At 70.6% G+C, this 6,419-nt stretch carries 7 protein-coding genes and 1 pseudogene; 2 read left to right on the top strand and 6 right to left on the bottom strand.

What is annotated here, in order from left to right:
* Window positions 1–300 precede the first annotated feature (300 nt).
* Window positions 301–1,044, top strand: a complete 744-nt coding sequence (gene phbB / locus BLA15945_RS37385; RefSeq protein ID WP_059233189.1) for an acetoacetyl-CoA reductase — start codon at window positions 301–303, stop codon at window positions 1,042–1,044.
* 109 nt (window positions 1,045–1,153) lie between these two features.
* Window positions 1,154–1,360: a hypothetical protein gene (locus BLA15945_RS37380; protein WP_059233190.1), complete on the top strand. Its 207-nt coding sequence runs from the start codon at window positions 1,154–1,156 to the stop codon at window positions 1,358–1,360.
* A gap of 79 nt (window positions 1,361–1,439) precedes the next feature.
* Here the strand turns inward: BLA15945_RS37380 and BLA15945_RS37375 are convergent, their stop codons facing one another.
* The 6 genes and pseudogenes from BLA15945_RS37375 to BLA15945_RS37350 all read right to left on the bottom strand — a co-directional run.
* Entirely contained in the window at window positions 1,440–1,739 is a 300-nt protein-coding gene (locus BLA15945_RS37375) for a hypothetical protein (protein WP_059233191.1), read from the bottom strand.
* A 27-nt stretch (window positions 1,740–1,766) separates the two neighbouring features.
* Window positions 1,767–2,270, bottom strand: a complete 504-nt coding sequence (locus tag BLA15945_RS37370; protein WP_174994758.1) for a hotdog family protein — start codon at window positions 2,268–2,270, stop codon at window positions 1,767–1,769.
* Window positions 2,270–3,085 (bottom strand): beta-ketoacyl synthase chain length factor, encoded by an 816-nt coding sequence (locus tag BLA15945_RS37365; protein ID WP_059233193.1) that lies wholly within the window; start codon window positions 3,083–3,085, stop codon window positions 2,270–2,272. The genes BLA15945_RS37370 and BLA15945_RS37365 overlap by 1 nt, the downstream gene beginning before the upstream one ends.
* An 8-nt stretch (window positions 3,086–3,093) precedes the next feature.
* Window positions 3,094–4,305 (bottom strand): beta-ketoacyl-[acyl-carrier-protein] synthase family protein, encoded by a 1,212-nt coding sequence (locus BLA15945_RS37360; RefSeq protein WP_059233194.1) that lies wholly within the window; start codon window positions 4,303–4,305, stop codon window positions 3,094–3,096.
* 63 nt (window positions 4,306–4,368) lie between these two features.
* Window positions 4,369–5,253, bottom strand: coding sequence for a polysaccharide deacetylase family protein (locus BLA15945_RS37355; protein WP_174994757.1), 885 nt, complete (start codon window positions 5,251–5,253; stop codon window positions 4,369–4,371).
* Window positions 5,250–6,419: pseudogene (locus BLA15945_RS37350) on the bottom strand (MMPL family transporter); the annotation flags it as partial. The gene BLA15945_RS37355 and the pseudogene BLA15945_RS37350, both read right to left, overlap by 4 nt.

The raw sequence follows: 6,419 nt of genomic DNA, 5'->3' as shown, positions 1-6,419 counted from the left end.
GTCAAGCGCGATGCGAAGCGCGGGCTGGCGTCGCTGTGCATCGGCGGCGGGATGGGGGTCGCGCTCGCGGTCGAGCGCGTCTGAAGCGGGTCTGACGACTCGGTTCGCTGCGGCGCCGGCCGGCGCCGCAGCGAACCAGACGGGTTTCGCGCACGACAAGCAGTCAACAACACGCGCGAAGTTCCGGTGCGTGCCGCGCCCGCGACGCGGGCGGTTGCGCATCGAAGCGGTGGGGCGGCAGCAGAAGCGACGCCGCCGCCCCGCATTCATCGATTACTTTTTTTGTCGGTAATTTATAGGATGACTAAGCGAATTGCAGTTGTGACAGGTGGAATGGGCGGTCTTGGCGAAGCGGTCAGCATCAGGTTGAACGACGCGGGCCACCGGGTAGTCGTCACGTATTCGCCGAACAACGCCGGCGCGGACCGCTGGCTGACCGAGATGCATGCGGCCGGCCGCGAGTTCCATGCGTACCCGGTGGACGTGGCCGATCACGATTCGTGCCAGCAATGCATCGAGAAGATCGTGCGGGACGTCGGCCCGGTCGACATTCTCGTGAACAACGCCGGCATCACGCGCGACATGACGCTGCGCAAGCTCGACAAGGTCAACTGGGATGCGGTGATTCGCACGAACCTCGACTCCGTGTTCAACATGACGAAGCCCGTCTGCGAAAGCATGGTCGAACGCGGCTGGGGCCGTATCGTCAACATCTCGTCGGTGAACGGCTCGAAGGGTTCGGTCGGCCAGACCAACTATGCGGCCGCAAAGGCTGGCATGCACGGCTTCACGAAATCGCTCGCGCTCGAGATTGCGCGCAAGGGCGTGACGGTGAACACGGTGTCGCCGGGCTACCTCGCGACGAAGATGGTGACGGCGATCCCGCAGGACATCCTCGACTCGAAGATCCTCCCGCAGATTCCGGCGGGCCGGCTCGGCAAGCCTGAGGAAGTCGCGGCGCTGGTGGCCTACCTGTGCTCGGAGGAGGCCGGTTTCGTGACGGGCTCCAACATCGCGATCAACGGCGGCCAGCACATGCACTGATGCGCGGCGGCCCGCACGGCGTTCGCGCACGTGCCGGGCCGCATTCCGCACTATCCAGACCCGGAGCGGCGGCACGCGCGCCGCTTCGGCCTCGCATTCCGGAGAACGCATGGGCGACACCTGGATGGGACTCGTGATCGGCGGTTCGGCACTGGCCGTCGCGCTGACGATGGCGATCTCGCTCTACTGGCTCGAGCGGCGCCGCGCGCGGCTGCTGCGGAACTTCGATCATCGCGATTGCTGGCTCGTTGCGTACGGCAAGTGCTTCGCGCGCAGGCCGACAAAGCCGGCACGCCGCATGCGCGGGGCGCGTTGACGGCAGCCCCGACGCGTCACGATCGATGAACGGTCACGCCCCGTGCGCATGCCGCCGGCAATGCGCACGGGATGCGTGATCAATCGCTCTTGTCGCTCTTGCCGGCCGACTCGCCCGAGTCGTTCTTGTGGAAGATCCGCTTCGTCGTGCGCTTGGTGGCATCCCAGCCTTCGCGCGACGCATGCGCGACACCGTGCCCGACCGCCTTCGCGGCGCTCGCGGTCGCGTGGCCGAAGCTGCGGGCCGCCTCGCCGGTCTTGTGCGCGGCTTCCTTCGAATCGCGCTTGATGTCCTGCTTCACTTCCGACATGTCCGCGTGCGCGATCGGGCTGATCAGCGCGAGAACGAGCGCGGTGCCAATGAACTGACGAACTTTCACGACCTGGTTTCCTTGGGGTTGACCTCTTCAGCGAGGATTCGTGTTGCCGGCAGGCGCCGGTTGAAACGTGGCGGCTACCGGGGCGTCGAGCATCACCGCGGCGCGGCCGGACAGCAGCACGCGATCGCCGCAGCGCAGCGCGAAGCCGTACAGCACCGAGCGGGCGTCGCCGCTCATGCGTTCCGCTTCGATGGTGAGCGGCTGCTCGAACGTGTCGAGCCGGTCGACGAACGCGTCGACGTTGCGCACGCTCGCGAGATAACCGACGCGCGGGCGCGCTTCGTGCGCACCGAGCAGCGCGCCGTGCACGGCCATCGCCTGCGCTGCGTATTCGACGCCGCAGACCGACGCGAGCCGGCCGTGCGAACGCAGCGGGTTGCGCGGATCGCGGTGACTCGTCGCGGTGCAGCGAATCCGTTCGGCGTCCCATGCATCGACCGTATCGAGCACGCACATCGCGCCGTCGTGCGGAATGTGCGCGGCGATCCACGCGTGGCCGAGCGGTGGTGCAAGCGGGGGCGTCGCGGTCATCACGCACGCTCCGCGAAGGATTCGGGCATCGCGACGTCGATCTGCACGCGCGTATCGTCCAGGTAATCGAGCACGACACGCGTCGAACGCCGCGCGGCGAGGGCGTCGAGCAGCGGCAGCACGCGTGCGGCCGGATTGCCGGTACGCAACGCGTCGAGTTCGGCATTCGCGAGCGTCGTGGCGGGCGCTTCGGTGAGCTGCACGTCGAGGCGGGCGAGCGCGTGTTCGCTTGCCTCCGGCGCGAGCAAAAGTGCAACGCCGAACGCGTCACCGATCGGCCGCACCGTGCGCAGCGGTTCCGGATAGTCGGTGTCGTACGCGATCAGCAGGCTCGGCACGCGATCGACGACGACCTGGCACAGGCTTTCGAGCAGGCCCGCGGCAAAGCTGCCGTCGTGCGCGCACAGCACGTTCGACGTCGCCATCGCGCGGGTCGCGATGCTCCAGTACCCGGCCGGCGCGTTGTGCACGGAATTGTGGAAACGCGTCGGCGACAGTTGGCGATCGTCGCCCGCCAGGGTTTCGCAGATTGCGTGGCAATTCTGGCCGTCGCCGCCGGATGCGCTGAACACGGTCGCGAGCGTCGTGGCGTCGCGGCCACTCGCGGCCACGGCCTCGTGGCCGACCGCGAGCGCGACGCGCACGACGGGGCCCGTGCGGCGCCGCTCGGCCGACGGCAGTCCGGCCGGCGGCGGCAGTTCGGTGCGGGCAGGGGTATAGGGCATACGGCCCGCGAGCACGTCGGCCGCGTGCGGCCAGTCGTTCAATCCGGGCCCGACGAGGCCGATGCTTTCGATGAAGGCGGTGAGTGTCATGACGGGCCTCAACGGCGTGCGTGGTCGGCGCGGCCGAGTATCAGGCTGCAATTCGTGCCGCCGAAGCCGAACGAATTGGACAGGACGGCGCGCACGCGCGTGTCGCGGCTCGCGAGCACGTAGTCGGCGACGAGCGCCGGGTCGGGCTGCGTCGTGTTGACGCCGGCCGGCACGAACTGCTCGCGCAGCGCGAGCGCGGCGACGACTGCTTCGAGCGCGCCGGCCGCGCCGAGCGTGTGGCCGGTCGCGCCCTTCGTCGAGCTGCACGGCGTGCCGGCGAACAGCGCGCCGACGGCGCGGCTTTCGGCCGCGTCGTTGCTCGGCGTCGCGGTGCCGTGCAGGTTCACGTAGTCGATGTCGTGCGCACCGAGGCCGGCGGACGCGAGCGCCTGCTCGATCGCGGCGCGCGCACCGAGACCTTCCGGATGCGGCGACGACATGTGATGCGCGTCGCTCGATTCGCCGAGGCCGAGCAGCAGGATCGCGTTGCCGTCGAGTGCCGCGGGCGGATCGGGCACGCGCTCGACGAGCGCGAACGCGGCGGCCTCGCCGATCGAGATGCCGTCGCGCGCGACGTCGAACGGCCGGCACGGCCGGCGCGACAACAGTTCGAGCGAATTGAAGCCGTACAGCGTCGTCAGGCACAGCGAATCGACGCCGCCGACGACGGCCGCGTCGATCAGACCGGCCTCGATCATGCGGCGCGCGGAACCGAACACTTTCGCGCCCGACGAACACGCAGACGAGATCGCCGTCGCCGGCCCGCGCAGCGCGAAATACGCACGGACGAACGCAGCCGGCGAATACGGGTTGTGCGTGTGCGCATAGTGGAAGTCGGCCGGCAGCGCGCCGTTCGCCGGATCGCGCTGCTGGTACGCGCGTTCGGTTGCGAGGATGCCGGCCGTGCTGGTGCCGACGAACACGCCGACGCGTGCGGCGCCGTAGCGTGCGACGGCCGCCGCGACGCTTGCGTCGAAGCCGTCCTGCGTGAGGCCGAGTTGCGCGAGGCGGTTGTTGCGGCATTCGAAGTCGGCGAGGTCGGCGCGCACGGGGTGCGCATCGACGCCGTCCACCGCGCCGATCCACGTATCGAGCGCCGCGCGTTCGAAGTTGCACGGCACGAGCCCGCCGCGTGCGTCGCGCAGCGCATCGAGGGTCGCGTCGAGGCCGCGGCCGATGCAACTGGTGGCGGTGAAGTGCGAGAGCAGGAGAGGTTTCACGAGGGTCGCATCCGGTGGCCGGAACGGGCGCCGCAGCAGGGCTGGCAGGCGCGCCGTTCGAGGTCAGATTTTATCAAACGGGGGGGCCGGAATGCCCGGCGGGCCGGGCGGTTCGGGCGCGAGCGCCGCGCGCAGCGTCGTCCAGTGCAACTGCGCATCGGCGGCCGCACGCAGCACCGCCTGCAGCACGTCGAGCACGACCGGTTCGCCGCGCGCATCGCGCGCCGCGTGGCCGTCGTGTACCAGCAGGATGTCGCGCGCATCGAGGCCGTGCAACAGGCGGCGCGTGACGGTCGCCGCATCGCGCGCACGCGTGTCGAAGCCGCGCCGCGTCCAGCTGGCGAGCTGCAGGCCGAATTCGCACAGCACCGGTTCGAGAAACGGATTGCGCAGGCCGGCCGGCGCGCGGAAGAACAGCGGGCGCGTGCCGGCGATCTCGGTCAGCGTCTGCTGCGCGGCCGCGATCTCGCGCCGCAGCGCGGCGGGCCCCGACAGCGAGAACGTATGCCGGTGCCGCTGGCTGTGGTTCTCGACTGCGTGGCCGCGCGCGACGATAGCCTCGATCCACCGAGGATGGCGGCGCGCGAGATCGCCGATGCAGAAGAACGTCGCGCGCGCGTCGTAACCGTCGAGCAGGTCGAGTACGCGCGGCGTGACGTCCGGGTCCGGGCCGTCGTCGATCGTCAGTGCGATGCGGCGGCCCGCGGCGGCCGGCAGGCGCGTCCAGTTCGGGCCGAGCAGCGCACTGCGCGGCCACAGGCCGGCTGCCGTCAGCGCGAGATGCGACGCGACCACGCCACCGGCGGCCCACGGCCACGTGGCCGGTTGCGCGATGACGGCGGCGGCGGCACCCACGTGCAGTGCGGCCGTCCCCGCGATCAGCGGCGTCGGCTTCCAGCGGCGTGTTTCGCCGGCCTGATGCGATGGAATGGACGACGGCGCGGTCATGCGGGACTCCGTCGCTGACGATCGCCGGCTGCCGTGGCGCGCGGCGCGAGAATCGCCGCGAACGCGAGCGCGAGCATTGCGCCGGGGCCGACGGTCAGCCCGAAGGTTTCGAGCAGCGGGACGCGCGACAGCGCGAGCAGCCCGAAGCCCGCGACGGTCGCGAGGTTTGCGATCAGCAGCGACACGAGCGTGTTGGGCGTCACGGGCTGCGCGTCGTCGCGCTTGCAGAAGAACAGCGCGTAATTCGAGCCGACCGCGACGATCAGCAGCATCCCGACGAGGTGCAGGATCGTCAGTTGCACGCCGGCCAGCGCGAAGCCGGCCGTTACGACCAGCACGGCCGCGACGAGCGGTGCCAGTGCGCGCACGACGCGACGAGGCGAGCGCAGCGCGATCAGCAGCAGCATGGCGATCGCGGCAAAACCCGCGAGCGACAGCCGGATGTCCTCGTGCACGTAGCTCACGTACAGGCGATCGGCTTCGGCCTTCATGTCGACGAACAACGCATCGGGCACGCCCGCACGGGCGACGGCCGCGCGAATCGGCGTTGCATCGAGTCCCGACGCCGGAAGCGTGGCGCGCGCGGCGTCCGGTGCGCGCAGCGGCAGCATCGCGCTCCAACGCCCGTCGCGTTCGGTCAGCAGCGCGTCGACGGCGAGCGCCAGCGACGTGCCGCGCAGGTCCGCGCGCGTCAGCAGCGGCGCATGGCGCGCGGCGTCGACGTCGGCGAGGAACGGCGCGAACAGGTCGGGCTTCACCGCGATCGGCTGGTTCGCGACGGCGTCGCGCATCCGGGCGGCGAGCGCGTGCGCATCCGGCAGGCTCGCCTGGCGCGCGCGCTGCGCAGCATCGCTCGGCAGGTAGCGGGCGGGGCTTTCGAAGCCGGCGAGCACGCCCCGGTCGATGAGCGGCTGCAATTGCGCGGCCACTTTTTCGGCGCCTTCGAGCGCGGCCTGTTCGGTCGATGCGGAAATCACCACGAGGTAGCGCACGTCGGGTGCGCCGACATCGGCGCGCAGCCGCGCGTCAAGCGCCTGCGCCTGCGCCGGTACGGGGCTGAGCGCGGCGAGCTCGCGGCTCCACAGCCCGTCGCGATGCAGCACGAGCGTCGCGCTCGCGGCGACCACGAGCGCCGCGAGCGGCCAGCGCAGCCGCGGCGCGGCGTC

This window comes from Burkholderia arboris, from assembly GCF_902499125.1.
GTDB classification, from domain to species: domain Bacteria; phylum Pseudomonadota; class Gammaproteobacteria; order Burkholderiales; family Burkholderiaceae; genus Burkholderia; species Burkholderia arboris.
Note: the sequence above shows the minus strand (reverse complement) of the source record. Positions and strands in the feature narration are given on the sequence as shown.

Bases quoted from the DNA above. Each gene is read 5' to 3' on its own strand.
- BLA15945_RS37355 (WP_174994757.1), bottom strand. From the start codon at position 5,253: ATGACCGCGCCGTCGTCCATTCCATCGCATCAGGCCGGCGAAACACGC.
- BLA15945_RS37365 (WP_059233193.1), bottom strand. From the start codon at position 3,085: ATGACACTCACCGCCTTCATCGAAAGCATCGGCCTCGTCGGGCCCGGA.
- BLA15945_RS37370 (WP_174994758.1), bottom strand. From the start codon at position 2,270: ATGACCGCGACGCCCCCGCTTGCACCACCGCTCGGCCACGCGTGGATC.
- BLA15945_RS37380 (WP_059233190.1), top strand. From the start codon at position 1,154: ATGGGCGACACCTGGATGGGACTCGTGATCGGCGGTTCGGCACTGGCC.
- phbB (WP_059233189.1), top strand. From the start codon at position 301: ATGACTAAGCGAATTGCAGTTGTGACAGGTGGAATGGGCGGTCTTGGC.